This window comes from Pseudodesulfovibrio hydrargyri (assembly GCF_001874525.1).
Taxonomy (GTDB): Bacteria; Desulfobacterota; Desulfovibrionia; order Desulfovibrionales; family Desulfovibrionaceae; genus Pseudodesulfovibrio; species Pseudodesulfovibrio hydrargyri.
The window spans coordinates 12,798-28,505 of the sequence record NZ_LKAQ01000005.1; the positions used below are offsets into that span (position 1 = coordinate 12,798).

General features: G+C 62.9%; 16 protein-coding genes. 13 read left to right on the forward strand and 3 right to left on the reverse strand.

Annotation, left to right across the window (positions count from 1 at the left end):
• Nucleotides 1–15 precede the first annotated feature (15 nt).
• From tig to BerOc1_RS17380, 5 genes are all read left to right on the forward strand, one after another.
• Nucleotides 16–1,518 carry a trigger factor gene (gene tig / locus BerOc1_RS17360; RefSeq protein ID WP_071547185.1) on the forward strand — a complete coding sequence of 501 codons (1,503 nt, stop codon included), beginning with the start codon at nt 16–18 and terminating at the stop codon, nt 1,516–1,518.
• Nucleotides 1,519–1,787: 269 nt separating this feature from the next.
• Nucleotides 1,788–2,396, forward strand: a complete 609-nt coding sequence (clpP, locus tag BerOc1_RS17365) for an ATP-dependent Clp endopeptidase proteolytic subunit ClpP (protein WP_071547186.1) — start codon at nt 1,788–1,790, stop codon at nt 2,394–2,396.
• A 5-nt stretch (nt 2,397–2,401) separates the two neighbouring features.
• Nucleotides 2,402–3,658: an ATP-dependent Clp protease ATP-binding subunit ClpX gene (gene clpX, locus BerOc1_RS17370; RefSeq protein WP_071547187.1), complete on the forward strand. Its 1,257-nt coding sequence runs from the start codon at nt 2,402–2,404 to the stop codon at nt 3,656–3,658.
• Nucleotides 3,659–3,766: 108 nt separating this feature from the next.
• Nucleotides 3,767–6,229 (forward strand): endopeptidase La, encoded by a 2,463-nt coding sequence (lon, locus tag BerOc1_RS17375; RefSeq protein ID WP_071547188.1) that lies wholly within the window; start codon nt 3,767–3,769, stop codon nt 6,227–6,229.
• A 90-nt stretch (nt 6,230–6,319) separates the two neighbouring features.
• The gene (locus BerOc1_RS17380) at nt 6,320–7,303 is read left to right on the forward strand and encodes an ADP-ribosylglycohydrolase family protein (RefSeq protein WP_071547189.1); all 984 of its coding nucleotides are present in this window, start codon (nt 6,320–6,322) and stop codon (nt 7,301–7,303) included.
• Here BerOc1_RS17380 and BerOc1_RS17385 read toward each other — a convergent pair.
• The 3 genes from BerOc1_RS17385 to BerOc1_RS17395 all read right to left on the reverse strand — a co-directional run bounded on the left by BerOc1_RS17385 (nt 7,300) and on the right by BerOc1_RS17395 (nt 9,907).
• Entirely contained in the window at nt 7,300–7,839 is a 540-nt protein-coding gene (locus BerOc1_RS17385; protein ID WP_071547190.1) for a hypothetical protein, read from the reverse strand. The genes BerOc1_RS17380 and BerOc1_RS17385 overlap by 4 nt on opposite strands.
• A 116-nt stretch (nt 7,840–7,955) precedes the next feature.
• A complete protein-coding gene (locus BerOc1_RS17390; RefSeq protein ID WP_071547191.1) occupies nt 7,956–9,311 on the reverse strand; it encodes a M23 family metallopeptidase in 1,356 nt (451 codons plus the stop codon).
• Between the two features lie 164 nt (nt 9,312–9,475).
• A complete protein-coding gene (locus BerOc1_RS17395; RefSeq protein WP_071547192.1) occupies nt 9,476–9,907 on the reverse strand; it encodes a CBS domain-containing protein in 432 nt (143 codons plus the stop codon).
• 167 nt (nt 9,908–10,074) lie between these two features.
• Between BerOc1_RS17395 and BerOc1_RS17400 the strand changes: the two genes are divergently transcribed.
• The 8 genes from BerOc1_RS17400 (at nt 10,075) to BerOc1_RS17435 (ending at nt 15,693) form a co-directional block, all read left to right on the forward strand.
• On the forward strand, nt 10,075–10,716 hold the full coding sequence (locus BerOc1_RS17400; protein ID WP_071547193.1) for a protein-L-isoaspartate(D-aspartate) O-methyltransferase: 642 nt from the start codon (nt 10,075–10,077) through the stop codon (nt 10,714–10,716).
• Complete coding sequence (locus BerOc1_RS17405) at nt 10,706–11,701, forward strand: DUF368 domain-containing protein (RefSeq protein WP_129586580.1); 996 nt, start codon at nt 10,706–10,708, stop codon at nt 11,699–11,701. Before BerOc1_RS17400 ends, BerOc1_RS17405 begins: the two co-directional genes overlap by 11 nt.
• Before the next feature lie 42 nt (nt 11,702–11,743).
• Nucleotides 11,744–12,631, forward strand: a complete 888-nt coding sequence (locus tag BerOc1_RS17410; RefSeq protein ID WP_071547195.1) for an Mrp/NBP35 family ATP-binding protein — start codon at nt 11,744–11,746, stop codon at nt 12,629–12,631.
• Nucleotides 12,632–12,641: 10 nt separating this feature from the next.
• The gene (pgsA, locus tag BerOc1_RS17415; RefSeq protein WP_071547196.1) at nt 12,642–13,232 is read left to right on the forward strand and encodes a CDP-diacylglycerol--glycerol-3-phosphate 3-phosphatidyltransferase; all 591 of its coding nucleotides are present in this window, start codon (nt 12,642–12,644) and stop codon (nt 13,230–13,232) included.
• 235 nt (nt 13,233–13,467) lie between these two features.
• Nucleotides 13,468–13,746: a hypothetical protein gene (locus tag BerOc1_RS17420; protein ID WP_071547197.1), complete on the forward strand. Its 279-nt coding sequence runs from the start codon at nt 13,468–13,470 to the stop codon at nt 13,744–13,746.
• A 3-nt stretch (nt 13,747–13,749) separates the two neighbouring features.
• Complete coding sequence (locus tag BerOc1_RS17425; RefSeq protein ID WP_071547198.1) at nt 13,750–14,073, forward strand: FtsB family cell division protein; 324 nt, start codon at nt 13,750–13,752, stop codon at nt 14,071–14,073.
• Nucleotides 14,057–14,848 (forward strand): tetratricopeptide repeat protein, encoded by a 792-nt coding sequence (locus BerOc1_RS17430; RefSeq protein WP_071547199.1) that lies wholly within the window; start codon nt 14,057–14,059, stop codon nt 14,846–14,848. Before BerOc1_RS17425 ends, BerOc1_RS17430 begins: the two co-directional genes overlap by 17 nt.
• Nucleotides 14,849–14,904: 56 nt before the next feature.
• Nucleotides 14,905–15,693 (forward strand): hypothetical protein, encoded by a 789-nt coding sequence (locus BerOc1_RS17435; RefSeq protein WP_071547200.1) that lies wholly within the window; start codon nt 14,905–14,907, stop codon nt 15,691–15,693.
• The last annotated feature ends 15 nt before the right edge of the window (nt 15,694–15,708 follow it).

Genomic DNA, 15,708 nt, shown 5'->3' on the forward strand with positions numbered 1-15,708 from the left:
AGGAGGATACGTCTCATGGAATACAATGTTGAAGAACTCTCCCCGGTGACACGCAAGATCACCGTTGAGGTCCCCGCAGAAGAGGTCAACGCAGCTCTCTCCGCCACCATCGCCCTGTACCGCATGCAGGCCGACGTCAAGGGCTTCCGCAAGGGCAAGGTGCCGTCTTCGATCATCGAGTCCAAGTTCCACAAGCAGGTCTACGGCGAAGCGACCACCGATCTGATCAACTATCAGATCAACGAAATCATGAGCGGCCTGTCCATGCAGCCCATGTCCCGCATCGACGTCGATGCCGAGGAACTGGTCCGCGACGAGGACTTCAAGTACGCCATCGAGTTCGAGGTGGCGCCCAAGCTCGATCTGCCCCAGTACAAGGGACTGAAGATCGAGGAAGTGGACGTGGTCGTGTCCGACGAGGAGATCGCCGAGGTCGAGGGACGCATCCTCGAGAACAACGCCGAGGTCAAGGTCATCGAGGACGTTCGTCCGCCCAAGGACGGCGAGGTCGCCTCCGTGAGCTTCGGCGCCTACCGCGACGGCCAGATCGTCGAGGGCATCCAGGCCGAGAACTTCGACCTGGTCCTGGGCCAGAACCAGGCCCTGCCCGAGTTCGAGGACATGATCAAGACCCTGTCCGCCGGCGAGTCCGGCGAGACCGACATCACCTTCCCGGCCGACTTCATCAACGAGAATCTGGCCGGCCAGACCGTGACCATGAAGGCCAAGCTGCACGCGGTCAAGGAGCGCATCAAGCCCGAGATGACCGACGCCGTGGCCCAGAAGGCCGGGTTCAAGGACGTCGAGACCATGCGCACCGGCATCCGCGAGTCCTACGCCTCCCAGCGCAAGCAGATGAACAAGTCCGCGGCCCAGAACGAGCTGCTGAACAATATCATCGGCGGCATCGAGGAATTTCCGCTGCCCCCGGCCATGGTCGAGGATCGCATCGACCGCCTGCTCAAGGACCTGGAATATCGCCTGGACCGTCAGGGCAAGGGCTTCCAGTCCCTGGGCAAGACCCCGGAGGAGCTGCGCGAGGGCTTCCGCCCCGAGGCCGAGGCCTCGGTCAAGTCCGAGATCTTCCTGCTGGCCGTGGCCGCCGAGGAAGGGCTGGAAATCTCCCCCGAGGAGATCGAGGCCACCCTGTCCCAACTGGCCATGCAGTCCCGCCAGCCCCTGCACGAACTGAAAAAGTACTATGAGGACAACAACCTCATCGTGCCCCTGAAGGACCGCCTGCTGTGCGACAAGGCGTCCGAGATGATCTACGACGCGGCCGAGGTCAAGCTGATCGCGTCGCCCACCGACGGCGGGGCCGCCAAGAAGGCTCCGGTCGAGAAGGCTGACAGCGCCGGGAAGGGCGAGGCCAAGTCCGGAGGCGTCCAGTTCCAGGACAAGGCCGAGGCCGTCGAATGGGCCGTGGCCAACCTGGGCCTCAAGGAGTCCACGGCCAAGGGCTATTCCCTGGCCAAGCTCCAGGAGCGCGCCGACAAGTTCGAGGCCGAACAGGCCTAGCTCTCAGCATCGTTTCGAGACAGACGGCGGTCCGGGAGCTTCCGGGCCGCCGTTTTTTTGCCGCCGCCCTTGACCTTGCCTCCCGGATGCCTATTTGGTTCCGGAAGCGGGAGAAGTTTCCCCTTGTCCTCATAGGGGAAATATCTCATACTGAATGACGTAAAACTGAGTGGATACGGGTGCTGTTCGCCCGATCAAGGGTGCGTGGGGGCTAACGTTTTCCCTCCGGACATCCGATAACCCGCCCAAGAGCCTTCAAGGAGACATACATGGTCGCCATTCCGATGGTCATCGAAACTACCGGTCGTACGGAGCGCGCGTACGACATCTATTCCCGGCTTCTTAAAGACCGGATCATCCTGCTCGGCACCGCCATCGACGATCACGTGGCCAGCCTGATATGCGCCCAGCTCCTGTTCCTGGAGTCCGAGGACCCGGAAAAGGAAATCTACATGTACATCAACTCGCCGGGCGGCGTGGTCACCGCGGGCATGGCCATCTACGACACCATGCAGTACATCTCCGCGCCCGTGGCGACCCTGTGCATGGGCCAGGCGGCCAGCATGGCCTCCCTGCTGCTCTGCGCCGGCGAGAAGGGCATGCGCTACGCCCTGCCGCACAGCCGTATCCTGATCCACCAGCCGCTGGGCGGCGCGCAGGGCCAGGCTTCGGACATCTCCATCCATGCCAAGGAAATCCTGCGCATGAAGGACGAGCTCAACGGGATCATGTCCCACCACACGGGCCAGTCCATAGACAAGATCACCGCGGATACCGACCGCGACTATTTCATGTCGTCCGAGGAAGCCCTCGAGTACGGACTCATCGACAAGGTCATGAAGTCGAGGGCGGACGTGGACGAAAGCATCAAGGGTTAATCGCCATGACGATCGACAAGAAGAACAATTCCTCCGACCTGTGCTGCTCGTTCTGCAGCAAGACCCAGGCGGAAGTGCAGCGGCTCATAGCCGGGCCGGACGTATACATCTGCGATGAATGCGTTGCCCTGTGCAACGACATCATGGCCCAGGAGACCATCAGCGAGGAATTCGAGGATGGTCGCCTGCTCCCTCCGCAGGAGATCAAGGAGCTGCTGGACCAGTACGTCATCGGCCAGGAACAGGCCAAGAAAATTCTGTCCGTGGCCGTGCACAACCACTACAAGCGCGTCTTCTACGCCGCCGCCAACGCGGGCGCTGACGACGTCGAGATCGACAAGTCCAACATCCTGCTCATCGGCCCCACCGGCTCGGGCAAGACCCTTCTGGCCCAGACCCTGGCCCGGGTGCTCAAGGTGCCGTTCGCCATCGCGGACGCCACCACCCTGACCGAGGCGGGCTACGTGGGCGAGGACGTCGAGAACATCCTGGTGCAGCTGCTCCAGAACGCGGACTACGACATCGACGCGGCCTCGCGCGGGATCATCTACATCGACGAGATCGACAAGGTGGCCCGCAAGGGCGATTCGCCGTCCATCACCCGCGACGTGTCCGGCGAGGGCGTGCAGCAGGCCCTGCTCAAGATCATCGAGGGCACCGAGGCCAACATCCCGCCCAAGGGTGGCCGCAAGCACCCCCAGCAGGAGTTCATCCGCATGGACACCTCGAACATCCTGTTCATCCTGGGCGGCGCCTTCATCGGCCTGGACAAGATCGTGCAGCAGCGCAAGCAGGGCTCCGGCATGGGTTTCGGCGCCAAGGTCGAGGCCAAGAAGGAAATGGACCTGGGCGAGCTGTTCGCCCTGTCCGAGCCCATGGACCTGATCAAGTTCGGCCTGATCCCCGAGTTCGTCGGCCGCATCCCGGTGCAGACCGCCCTGGAGGAGCTGACCGAGGACGATCTGGTGCGCATCCTGACCGAGCCCAAGAACGCGCTCATCAAGCAGTACCGCAAGCTCTTCGAGCTGGACAAGGTGGAGCTGACCTTCACCGAGAACGCGCTGCGGGCCATCGCCAAGAAGGCCATCGAGCGCAAGACCGGCGCGCGCGGCCTGCGCAACGTGCTGGAAACCACCATGCTCGAGATCATGTACAAGCTTCCGGCCATGCCCGACGTGCGCGAATGCGTGATCAATTCGGCCGTGGTCGAGAAGGACATGGATCCGCTCCTGATGTATCACCAGGAAGTAAAGTCCGCGTAGGGAAGCTTCTCATTGACATTCCGCCCGCGGGCCTTACTTGTTGTGCATCGGCGGTGTCCATTCCCCCCAGCGCGGGGGACCGCCATATTTTAACCCACGGAGGAATCAATGCCGACATTCAGCTTCGACGGCAAGAAATCCCCTGATTCCATGACCCTCCCGATGATGTCGCTGAGGGAAGTGGTGATGTTCCCGAAATCCATCGTCCCGCTGTTCGTGGGGCGTGAAGCCTCCATCAAGGCCATAGAGACCGCGGTCGCGGATTACGGCAAGCAGATATTCCTGGTCACCCAGAAGAGCCCGGAAAAAGAGCATCCCGAAGCGGACGATCTCTATCGGATCGGTACGGTCAGCAAGATCCTGCAGATGCTGCGCCTGCCCGACGGCACCATCAAGGTGCTGTTCGAGGGCGTGTCCCGCGCGGCCTGGGACCCGGAAACGGACATGATCCCCTACGCCGACGAGGAAGGGGACTACCCCAAGGCCCGGTTCCAGGTCCTGGGCGAGTCCGGCGAGGAGACCGCCGAGGGCAAGGCCCTCATCCGCGCGGTCCAGGATTCCCTTGAGGAGTTCGGCAAGGTCAACAAGAAGGTGGCCCCAGAGGCCATCCTGGCCATGTCCACCATCAAGGACGCGGGCCAGCTCGCCGACCAGATCATGCCGCACCTCAAGATCGATTTCTCCCGCAAGCAGGATATCCTCGAGGAACTCGATCCCAACCGCCGTCTCGAGCGCGTCTACGAGCTGCTGCTCGGCGAGATCGAGATCGTCTCCATTGAGAAGCGCGTCAAGGGACGCGTCAAGGACCAGATGGAGAAGAACCAGCGGGAGTACTATCTCAACGAGCAGGTCAAGGCCATCAACAAGGAGATGGGCCGCGACGACGACCCGCAGGCCGAGGCGCAGGAGCTGGAGGCCCAGCTGGACGCCAAGCCCATGTCCGAGGAGAACCGCGAGCGCGTCCGCAAGGAAATCAAGAAGATGCGGACCATGCAGTCGTCCAGTGCGGAGTACACCGTGGTCCGCAACTACATCGACTGGGTGCTCGACCTGCCCTGGGACAACATCAAGGACGACAAGGATGTGGACATCAAGCAGGCCCGGGCCATCCTCGACGAGGACCACTACGGCCTGGAAAAGCCCAAGGAGCGCATCCTCGAATACCTGGCCGTGCAGACCCTGGTGGAGACCATGAAAGGCCCCATCCTCTGCTTTGTCGGCCCTCCGGGCGTGGGCAAGACGTCCATCGCCCGGTCCATCGCCCGGTCCATGGACCGCGAGTTCCTGCGGTTGTCCCTGGGCGGCGTGCGCGACGAGGCCGAGATTCGCGGCCACCGGCGCACCTACGTGGGGGCCATGCCCGGCAAGATCATCCAGTCGCTCAAGCGGGTGAAGTTCAACAACCCGGTCATCTGCCTGGACGAGGTGGACAAGATGTCCGCCGACTTCCGGGGCGACCCGTCCGCGGCCCTGCTCGAAGTGCTGGACCCGGAACAGAACTACGCCTTCAACGACCACTATCTGGACCTGGATTACGACCTGTCCAAGGTGTTCTTCATCACCACGGCCAACAACCTGGAAGGCATTCCGCTGCCGTTGCAGGACCGCATGGAGATCATCCGGCTGCCCGGCTACCTGGAGACCGAAAAGGTGGAGATCGCCAAGGGGTTCCTGCTGCCCAAACAGATCAAGCAGCACGGGCTCAAGCCCGACAACCTGAAGGTCTCGGACAACGCCATCCTGGACGTGGTCCGCTACTACACCAAGGAAGCGGGCGTGCGTAACCTGGAGCGCGAGATCGCCTCCATCTGCCGCAAGTCCGCCATGAAGATCGTGGAGGATCACGACCGCGACAAATCCATCCAGATCTCCAAGCAGAGCCTGCAGAAGATCCTGGGCGTGACCAAGTTCACCTACGGCGAGCGCGAGGAAGAAGCCCAGGTGGGCGTGTGCAACGGGTTGGCCTGGACCCAGCTCGGCGGCGAGATGCTCCTGGTCGAGGTGGTCCTCATGCCCGGCAAGGGCAAGGTGGAGATCACCGGCAAGCTCGGCGATGTCATGCAGGAGTCCGCTCGGGCGGCCGTATCCTACATCCGCTCCCGGTCCGACCTGCTGGGGCTCAAGCCCGACTTCTACAAGCTCGTGGACATCCACATCCACGTGCCGGACGGGGCCACCCCCAAGGACGGCCCGTCCGCGGGCGTCACCCTGACCACGGCGTTGATCTCCGCGCTGCTGAACATCCCGGTGCGCAACGACCTGGCCATGACCGGCGAGATCACCCTGCGCGGCCGCGTCCTGCCCATCGGCGGGCTGCGCGAGAAGCTTCTGGCCGCCCATCGCGGGCTGATCAAGACCGTGCTCATCCCGGCGGACAACGAGAAGAACCTTCAGGACGTTCCCAAGGACATCCTCAAGGACCTTGAAGTCATCCCGGTCAAGACCATGGATCAGGTCATCGACAAGGCGCTCGAGGGCAACTCCAGGAACATCTGGGTGCGCAACCACGGCGAGGCCCCGGTGGCCGCCTGCCTCCTCAAAGAGGAGTTCCAGCGGCCCGCCCGCCAGTAGAACCCTTCAAACGAATCGGAAACAAAGCCGGACGGTACCCTTGCCGTCCGGCTTTTTTCGTGTAGTCTTGAGGGAACCTGGAGGTCCACCATGAGCGAATTGACGAGAAAGGAACGCGCCATGGGCGCGATAGTCGGCCTGTACATCGGCGACGCCCTGGGGCTGGGCCCGCACTGGTACTATGACCTGAACGAGCTGCGCGCCGACTACGGCGACTGGATCACGGACTACCGGCCGCCTAAGCCCGGGCGCTACCACGACGGTTGCAAGGCCGGGGACGTGTCCCAGACCGGACAGGTCTCCCTGCTTCTGCTCGGGTCCCTGGCGGACAAGGGCGGGTACGACGAGGCCGACTTCACGGCCCGGCTGGACGAATTTCTGCAAACCATCGACGGCACGCCGCAGGGCGGGCGGTACACGGACATCGCCATGCGCGAGGTCTGGCAGGCGCGTAAGGACGGCAAGCCGTGGCCCGAGGCCGCCGGGCTGTCCGATTCGGGCGAGGCCGCCGTGCGCGGGGTCATGCTGGCCGCGCGCTACGCCGACGACCCGCGTGAACTGGCCGCCCACGCCATGGCCAACATCCGCCTGACCCACGCCGAGCCGTTCGTGGCCGCGCAGTCCCTGGCCTTCATCCTGTCCGTATGTCGCCTGATCCGAGGCAAGACCCTGGAGAAGTCCGGCAAATCGCTCATGGGCTGGGCCCAGAAGGAAGTGGACCGGGCGCTCATCGACGTCTTTCTCCAGCCAGGCCTGGTGCACGAGGCTGCGGTGGACGCGGACATCCTGGTGGACCCGCCGGAGCGCATCGCCCAGATATACGGCCTGGCCTGCCAGCTCGGCTTCATGGTTCCGGCGGCCTACTGGCTGTCCAGCCGGTATGCCGACTTCGAGACCGCCGTGCTCACGGCCGTCAACGGCGGGGGCAACAACATGGCCCGCGCTTGCCTGACCGGGGCCCTTTCCGGGGCGCGGGTCGGCCTGCGTGGTATTCCGCAGCGGTTCGTGGACGGTCTGCGCGACCGGGACGAGATATTGGCGGGCGCGGAAAGGGTGGCTTCGGCTCTGGACTAACCGGCCAACGGGGTGAGGGACGAAAGGCCCTTGAAGCTGATGGAGGTGAGCAGAGCGTTTTGGCGGAGCATCTGCATGCCCGGATTGTCGCCCTTGTCGGTGAGCGGCTTGTTGTTGTGCACCGCCTCCTTGGGGTCGATGCCCTGAGGCTGGTACTTGCGTTCCCGCTCCTTTTCCTCTTCCTCGTCGGTCTTGCCGGGCATCTTGGCCGTCATCTTGGTCAAGCGGGAATGGGATTTGACGCCGGTGATCTTTTCCAGCTCGTTCTCAATGTCGCGGATGCGCGTCTTCTGTTCATCCGTGGGATTGCCCTCGGCCATGGCCATGGTTTGGGCCAGGAGGTTCTGCAGGAACTGCACCCGCTGCTCTTCCTCGGGCGTGAGCTCTTTCCGGACAGGGAAGGGCGAGCCTCCGAGTTGGATCTCGTCGGCTTTCTTGGCTTCCTCGTTCACGGTCGTGATGTTCCGCGACCGGCTGAGCCGTCGGGTGGTTTCGGTGGTGTCGGGCCAGAGGGCCGTGTCGCTGGATATCTGCATTTCGCCTCCCGGGCGGAAAGGATTGCCGCCCCCGGAAGCCATGCAGGAATCGGTCCGGAAATAAGGTGTCCTAAAACGAAGCGGCCCGCTCAAGGCGGGCCGCTTTGCTTTTTGTGTTATTGGATTTTCGATGTGATGTTGTGCTTGATCCAGGTCCCGTCCCACCATTCGATGGGCTGGGTGGGCACGCCGCCCACGGTGATGCCGTAGTGCAGGTGATCACCCCCCGCTAGTCCCGTGGCCCCGGTGTGGGCGATGATCTGGCCCTTTTGGACCATATCGCCGGTCTGTACGGCGATGGACGAGAGGTGGGCGTAGAGGGACTGCAGGCCCAGGCCGTGGTCCAGGACGACCACGTTGCCGTAGATGCCCAGGAAGTCCGCGAAGACCACCCGGCCGTCGTTGCCGGCCGGGACCGGCGCGTGCTGGATGCTGGCCAGGTCCAGGCCGAGGTGGGTCTGGTGGTCCACCTTCTTGCCCTGGTACATGTAGTCGCGGGCGTCGGCGAAGCGGGCGCGGTTGGCCGCGTTGGGCAGACGCACGAACGTGCCGGACCAGAGCATGGTCGGGCTGGTCTGGCGGCTGAATTCCACCAGCCTGGCCCGGTTCTCCTTGCGGATGGTGTTGTTGATGTACAGGTACTGGTCGAGCAGCGAGCCCTGCTTTGCGGGGATGAGCCCCTGAAATTCCGGGATGGTCTGCTCCATGAAGCTGTCGGACAGGTTGATCTTGTCCTGTCGGAAGGCGCGCGGATTGGTGTGGTAGTTGAAGGACCGCTTGGCGCTGTTCCCGGCCGCGTCCGAGGCCACGATGAACGGCTGGAAGTCCTTGACCGGCACATCCCACGGGTGGGCGAACAGGCAGTAGTAGAGGAACTTGCCCGCATTGCCGGGCTGCAGGTAGGCCGGGAAGAACCGCTCGCCCACCTGGATGCCGGTCTTGGCCGCCTCTTCGCTCAGGGCGTAGATCATCAGCCCGGCCCCGCCCTGGTTCAGGTTGTTGACCGGGGATTCCACGTAGATGCGCGGCGGGGTCAGGTCCAGGGAATAGGTCTTCCGGGCCTTGCTCGTGCCCGCCTGGCCAAAGGGGTAGAGGGAGGCGTCCCGGGCCGTGACCTCGATGGTGAACTGGCCTTCCTGCATGGTCCCGGAATCCAGGGGGATATCCTCCTGGACCTGGAGGATGCCGCCGGGGTAGGTCTTGGCGGCCAGGGGGATGCGCTTGTCACCCTGGACCGCGTATATCTCCAGGGACTTCAGGCCGCTACCCGGATCGTCCACCTTGACGGACAGGGTGGAGCCCTTGCCCAGCTGGTCCGTGTCCGGACCGATGGACACCACCGGGGGCGTGGTGTCGCGGAAAATCATGAAGGCCCCGGCGCAGAGAGCCAGGAGAACGATGATGGCCAGAAGGCCGCCCAGGGGCAGCTTGCCGCCGCTTTTCTTTTTGGTCAGGCTTGTGTCTTTGCTCATAATACTTCCTGTGTGATTAAATCTAGACTATTTCTATAATACTCCAGGAGAGGACACAAGGGGAGAAGGGGAAAAGTCCGCGCCCGGGGACCGTTGGCGCGAAGCGGGGGAGGAATTTCGAAAAAAGCCGCATCCGGGGATGCGGCTTCGGTTTTCGGTTCGGGTCAGCGTTCCTGTTCCAGGCCGTCCATCAGGTTGATGGTCAGGCGCAGGAAGTCGGCCTCGGTGACGATGCCGACCAGCCCGCCGCCTTCGACCACGGGCAGGCATCCATATTTGTTGTTCAGCAGGAGCCGGGCCGCGTCCCTGAGGGAGGTCTCCGGCGCGACGGACGTGATGTCCGCGCGCATGATCTCATGGATGGGGATGCCGGAGTCGATCTCCTTCTGGGTCTCGGGATCGAGGTCGGCCAGTTTGGAGATGGTCGCGGCCAGGATGTCCCGGTGGGTGACGAGCCCGGTGAAGACGTTGTCCACGGTGACGATGGGGATGTGCCGGATGCGCTGCAGGTCCATGAGTTCCCGCGCACTGTGCAGCGAGTCGTTCTCCCTGAGGGAGAAGACGGGCGACGACATGAGGTCCTTCACCTTCAGCATAAATCCTCCTAGGTCTACCATTACAATCCGCCAACCGGGGAATTCTGTCAAGATTTCTGCCTCCTTTCCGCTGATTTCCCGCCCCCCGAGTTGACTTGGAGTGTAAAATCTGTTCAGCATCCCGCAGGTGTTTTCGTTCATGGAACGCCGTATCCCCAGGAGTGACGATGGTTGACCCGGTAAGGCTCAGGGAGCGCATGGTGCGCGACCAGATTCAGGCGCGCGGCGTGACGGACGAGCGCGTGCTTGCGGCCATGCGCGAACTGCCGCGACATGTTTTCGTTGAGGAGGCCCTGGCCTACAAGGCATACAGCGACGGGCCGCTGCCCATCGGCGAGGGGCAGACCATCTCCCAGCCCTACATCGTGGCCCTGATGTCCGAATTGCTCCAGGTGGAGCCGGGCATGAAGGTGCTGGAGATCGGCACCGGATCCGGCTATCAGGCGGCGGTCCTGGCCCACATGGGGGCCGAAGTCCACACCGTGGAGCGGATCAAGAAGCTGTTCCACGCGGCGCGCAAGCGGTTCCTGGACATGCGCATGTTCTCGGTCAAGCTCAAGCTCGACGACGGAACCATGGGGTGGCCCGAAGAGGCTCCGTTCGACCGGATTATCGTCACGGCGGGCGGTCCCGAGGTCCCCGGGCCGCTGGTGGACCAGCTGGCCGACCCGGGCCGCATGCTCATCCCGGTGGGCGAGTCCAGACGCAACCAGAGCCTGATCCTGGTGGAGAAGAAGGACGGCCGGGTCACACGCGAGGACAAGGGCGGCGTGGCCTTCGTGGACCTGGTGGGCAGCCATGGCTGGTAGCGCGGGAGACGGCATGGGCGGCAACGGCATGACTTTCAGGGCGGCCTTCATGGCCGGCCCCGGGCCGCGAACCCTGCGCGAGGCCGCCATGCTCTGGCTCAAGGGCGTGTGCATGGGCGGAGCGGACATCATCCCCGGCGTGTCCGGCGGGACCATCGCGTTCATCACCGGCATCTATTCGCAACTGGTGGACGCCATTCGTTCCTTCGACACGCTCTTTGCGCGCAGGCTGCTGCGCCTGGACCTGAAGGGGGCCCTGGCCGAGGTGCACGCCCGCTTTCTCGGCTGCCTGCTTTTCGGCATCCTGACCGCCATCGTGACCATGGCCGGGTTCATGAATTTCATGCTCAACAACCACCCGGTGGAGATCTGGTCCCTGTTCTTCGGACTCATCGCGGCCTCCATCTTCGTGGTCGGGCGGGAGATCAGGCCCTTGAATGTCGCGAACATGAGTTTTGTCCTGCTCGGAACCGTGGGCAGCTATCTTCTGGTGGGCATGATTCCGGTGTCCACGCCCGAGACCCCTTCCTTCATCTTCCTGTGCGGCTCCATCGCCATCTGCGCCATGATCCTGCCGGGCATCAGCGGGGCGTTCCTGCTGCTCATGCTGGGCAAGTACGAATACGTGACCAGGACCCTCAAGAATCCGTTCCTGTGGGATAACTTCGTGGTCATCGCGACCTTTGCCGCCGGGGCGGTGGTGGGCATCGTCCTGTTCTCCAGGGTGCTGCATTTCCTGCTCAACCGCTGGCACGCGGCCACGGTCAGCGTGTTGACCGGATTCATGATCGGGGCTCTGCGAAAGGTCTGGCCCTGGAAAGAAGTCTTGGAATCGGCGGTCATTCGTGGGAAGATGCATGTGTTGAGGACGCAGAACGTCCTGCCCGACGGCTTCACCTGGGAAGTGGCCCAGGCCTTGGGCCTGTTTGTCCTGGGGGTACTCGTGGTCATTGCTTTGGAGCGGCTTTCGAACCGTGTTAAATGAATGGTGCTCCCTTGCGGGAGAAACAGATAAAGAGAGAATCATATGAGTGAGTGCAGTTCGGGCTCCTGCGGAGGCGGCAGCGGCGGCAAGCCCAGCGCCAAGATGAAGATCCAGGACGAGATGATCAAGTCCACCCTGGAGAAGATCAAGTACAAGCTGTTCATCATGAGCGGCAAGGGCGGGGTGGGCAAGAGCTCGGTCTCGGTCAACGTGGCCGCGGCCCTGGCGGCCGAGGGCTACAAGGTCGGCCTGCTCGACGTGGATATTCACGGCCCCTCGGTGCCGACCCTGTTGGGCATCTCGGGCACCCTGGATATCGATCGCGGGTCTTTGATAATCCCCAAGGAATACAACGAAAATCTCCACGTGGTCTCCATGGAGTCCCTGCTCAAGGACCCGGATCAGGCCGTGCTTTGGCGCGGCCCCATGAAGACCTCGGCCATCCGCCAGTTCATCTCCGACGTGCAGTGGGGCGAGCTGGACTTCCTGGTGGTCGATTCCCCTCCGGGCACCGGCGACGAGCCCATGACCGTGCTCAAGACCATTCCGGACGCCCTGTCCGTGGTGGTCACCACGCCCCAGGAAGTGTCCCTGTCCGATGTGCGCAAGTCCATCAACTTCCTGCAGTACGCCAAGGCCCCGATCCTCGGGGTCGTGGAGAACATGAGCGGACTGGTCTGCCCGCACTGCCACCAGGCCATCGACCTGTTCAAGAAAGGCGGCGGCAAGGATCTGGCCGAAAAGTACGGCCTGGACTTCCTCGGGGCCATTCCCCTGGATCCGGCCACGGTGGTGGCGGGCGACCTGGGCGTCCCGGTGGTCTTGCTGGAAGAGGATTCCTTTGCGAAACGCGCGTTCACCGAGTTGGCGGGCACCATCGCGGCGGCCGCCCAGAGCAGTCTTGAGGCGGCCTCGACCACAAACACGTAAGGCGGGAACGATGGACAAGAAGAAAGTTTTCAATCTTCCCAACTGTCTGACCATGGCCCGGATACTGGCGGCACCCTTTATCGTGCTCCTGCTCTATTTCGAGATGTGGTTCCAGTTCAGGCTCGGCTCCTATTTCGCCTTCGGCCTGTATTTCCTGGCCTGCATGACCGACTACTTCGACGGCAAGATCGCCCGCGGGCAGAACACCATCACCAACCTGGGCAAGTTCCTCGACCCCCTGGCCGACAAGTTGCTCATCGGCTCGGCCCTGATCATGCTGGTCAGGCTCGGGCCGGGGTGGGGCGTGCCCGCCTGGGTGGTGATCATCATCATCTGCCGCGAGCTGGCCGTGACCGGCATGCGTGCCATCGCCGCCGAAATGGGCGAGGTGGTCGCAGCCGACCGGCTGGGCAAGCTCAAGACCCTGACCCAGTCCCTGTCCCTGGGTTTCCTGATCTTCCACTACCCGCTGTTCGGCTGGGACCCCCGCCCCACGGGCATAGTCCTGCTGTACATAGCGCTCGTCCTGACCGTGGTCTCGGGCGGCCACTACCTGTACAACTTCTACAAGAAGTGGATCGGCACCCCCAAAGAGGGCTGATCGGACGGTGGCTCCCGTCTGGGCGACGGGGCAAAACGTTCCGGGCGAGTCTAGAAAAAATCGAGACCCGTCCGGCCGCACCCGCCGCATGTGTGGCAACCGTTCGTCTCCGTTGGGAAATTTCAGGGATGACAGGGGGATGCTTACATGCTAGTTTTGGGTACAGCACAACTGTACAAGATCTCGAAAAAAGGGTTAATAAGCGAAGAGAGACAAACATTTCTGAGAGATACCTATGTCGGATTCCAGCTCGGTCAAACATCTTGTCCGCATAACCAACTGCCTCCAGACCATTCTCGATCTCGAGTCACAGCTGGAGCAGTTGGAAAACGGCCACTCCCTTTTGGACGAATTCGCGGTCCTCAAGTCGTTCCTCGAAAAGATTGATGAGGTCGAGTTGAGCGAATCGGACGTGGAGCGCATAGAGACGGCGACGTCGAACTTTCTCAGGGAATTGCAGGGGCCGCTGGCGCGCCGCAAGTCCCGGACGGGAGCGGAGCGCAGGCTTCAATAAACCATGCGAGGCAGATTGATATTCGTGGCGCTGCTCGTCGCCATCAACCTTTTCCTGTTGACCAGGCTCATCTGGAGCGACCAGGGGGTGTTCGCCTATCTGGAGCTGAAGAACCGCTACGAGGTCCTGCGCCGGAAGATCGAGACCGTGGACGCCAGGAGCCTGGACCTGAGCCAGGAGATCCGCAAGCTCAAGTCGGACAAGGCGTACCAGGAGAAGGTCATTCGAGAGAAGATGAATTTTGTCAAGAAGGACGAATTGCTATACATATTCCCGGATGAGAAGGACCAACCTCGCGGAGAAACCGCCGATGTGCAAGAAAATTGAATGGTATCAGGAAGTTCTCTCCTTGGAACCCGGCTCCCGGGTTTTCTTCCCCCTGGCCAAGCTGTTCGTCGAGAACGGGCAGCCCGAGGACGCGGTCAAGACGCTGCGCCAGGGGTTGGACAGGCATCCCGACTACCTTGAGGCGCGCATGCTCCTGGTGGAGTTGCTGACCGAGCTCGACCGCGAGGCCGAGGTTCACGAGCAGCTGGAGCGGGTCATCAACCCCCTGCGCGACTATCCCGCGTTCTGGCGCGGCTGGGCACGGAGCCTGCCGCCCGAGCAGCGCGATCTGGCCGTCTTCCTGATGCTGGTGGCCTCCAACCTTTCCGGCGATACCATCAAGTGGACCGACGTGGTCTTCGAGGGTATCGGCACCCTGGCCGACCGGCTGGTGGGCGCGCCCCTGCCGCCCCCGGTGGACTGCCCGCCGCCCTTCAGAATGCCCGAGCGCGAGCGGCCGCATTTCGACGAGGACGGCGGACGGCCGGACTTCAGGCCCGGAACCGGCTCGTTCCGGACCAAGACCATGGCCGATCTGCTCGCCTCCCAGGGGGACGTGGAGGGCGCACTTGAAATCTACCGGGATTTGTTGCAATCAACCGTGTCCGACGAACGACGCGCCGAGCTGCGGGACCGGATCGTGCATCTGGAGCGCAACCGGGACGGCAGCGGGCCGGACGCCGATGCGGACGCCTTCAGCGTGCACTCCAAGAATCGGCTGATCAGCACGCTCGAGACCCTGGCCGCGCGGTTCGAAGCCCGGGTCCAGGGCTAGCAAACCTGTAAGGGACGGCCCAGCCTCGCGGCGCGTCCATGCATGAAAGCGGGAATATGCGATACCTATTTTTGATCATCCTGGCCGCCGCCACGTTGCTCGGCGGCTGCGGCGTGTGGGACTCCACCACCGAATATACGAAAGAGACCTGGGAGACCACGCGCGATTTCGTGAATCCGCCGCCGGTCATCGACACGGACAGCTACCAGTTCACCAATCCCAACCAGGAAAAACTGGCCAAGCTCATCTCTCCGGTGGACGGTCCCCTGACCACCTTGATCCGGTTCGTGGACGACACGGACACCATGCCCGGCATAGACTGGCTCGACCTGCTCATGGCCCGCTTCCCGTGGGTCGACCGGGTCCTGGTCACGGACGAGGAGGGGACCATCATCTTCATGCAGCCCCAACTCCCGGTGAAGCGCATCAGCAAGCCGTTGGTCTTCGAAGGGGTCTGGCGGCAGGTCCGCCTGCTGACCGTGGTGGACTACTCCGACCTCGGCCCCGAAATGTACATCGGGCGGCCCTATTTCGACGACGTCCAGTTCAGCGGGCTGATCGGCGTGGGGTTCGATCCCCGATCGCTCATGCGCCTGTGTCCGGACCCCAAGGCCCTGATCATCATCCACCCCGGGCACAACGTCTGGACCCTGGGCGCGGACGTGGACAAGGAAGCTCTGCTGGCCGTGGACTGGGAGGACATCCTCAAGAGCGAGGTCCAGGGGCAGGTCAAGGCCGGCAACCGGTATTACACCTGGTTGACCCGTTATGTGGGTAAGGATCAGTACATTTACGCTACGGAAAGCGTGGACCCCAACGCAGAGGGAAGCTGGTGGCCATTCTAGGGGCGCAAAACAAAC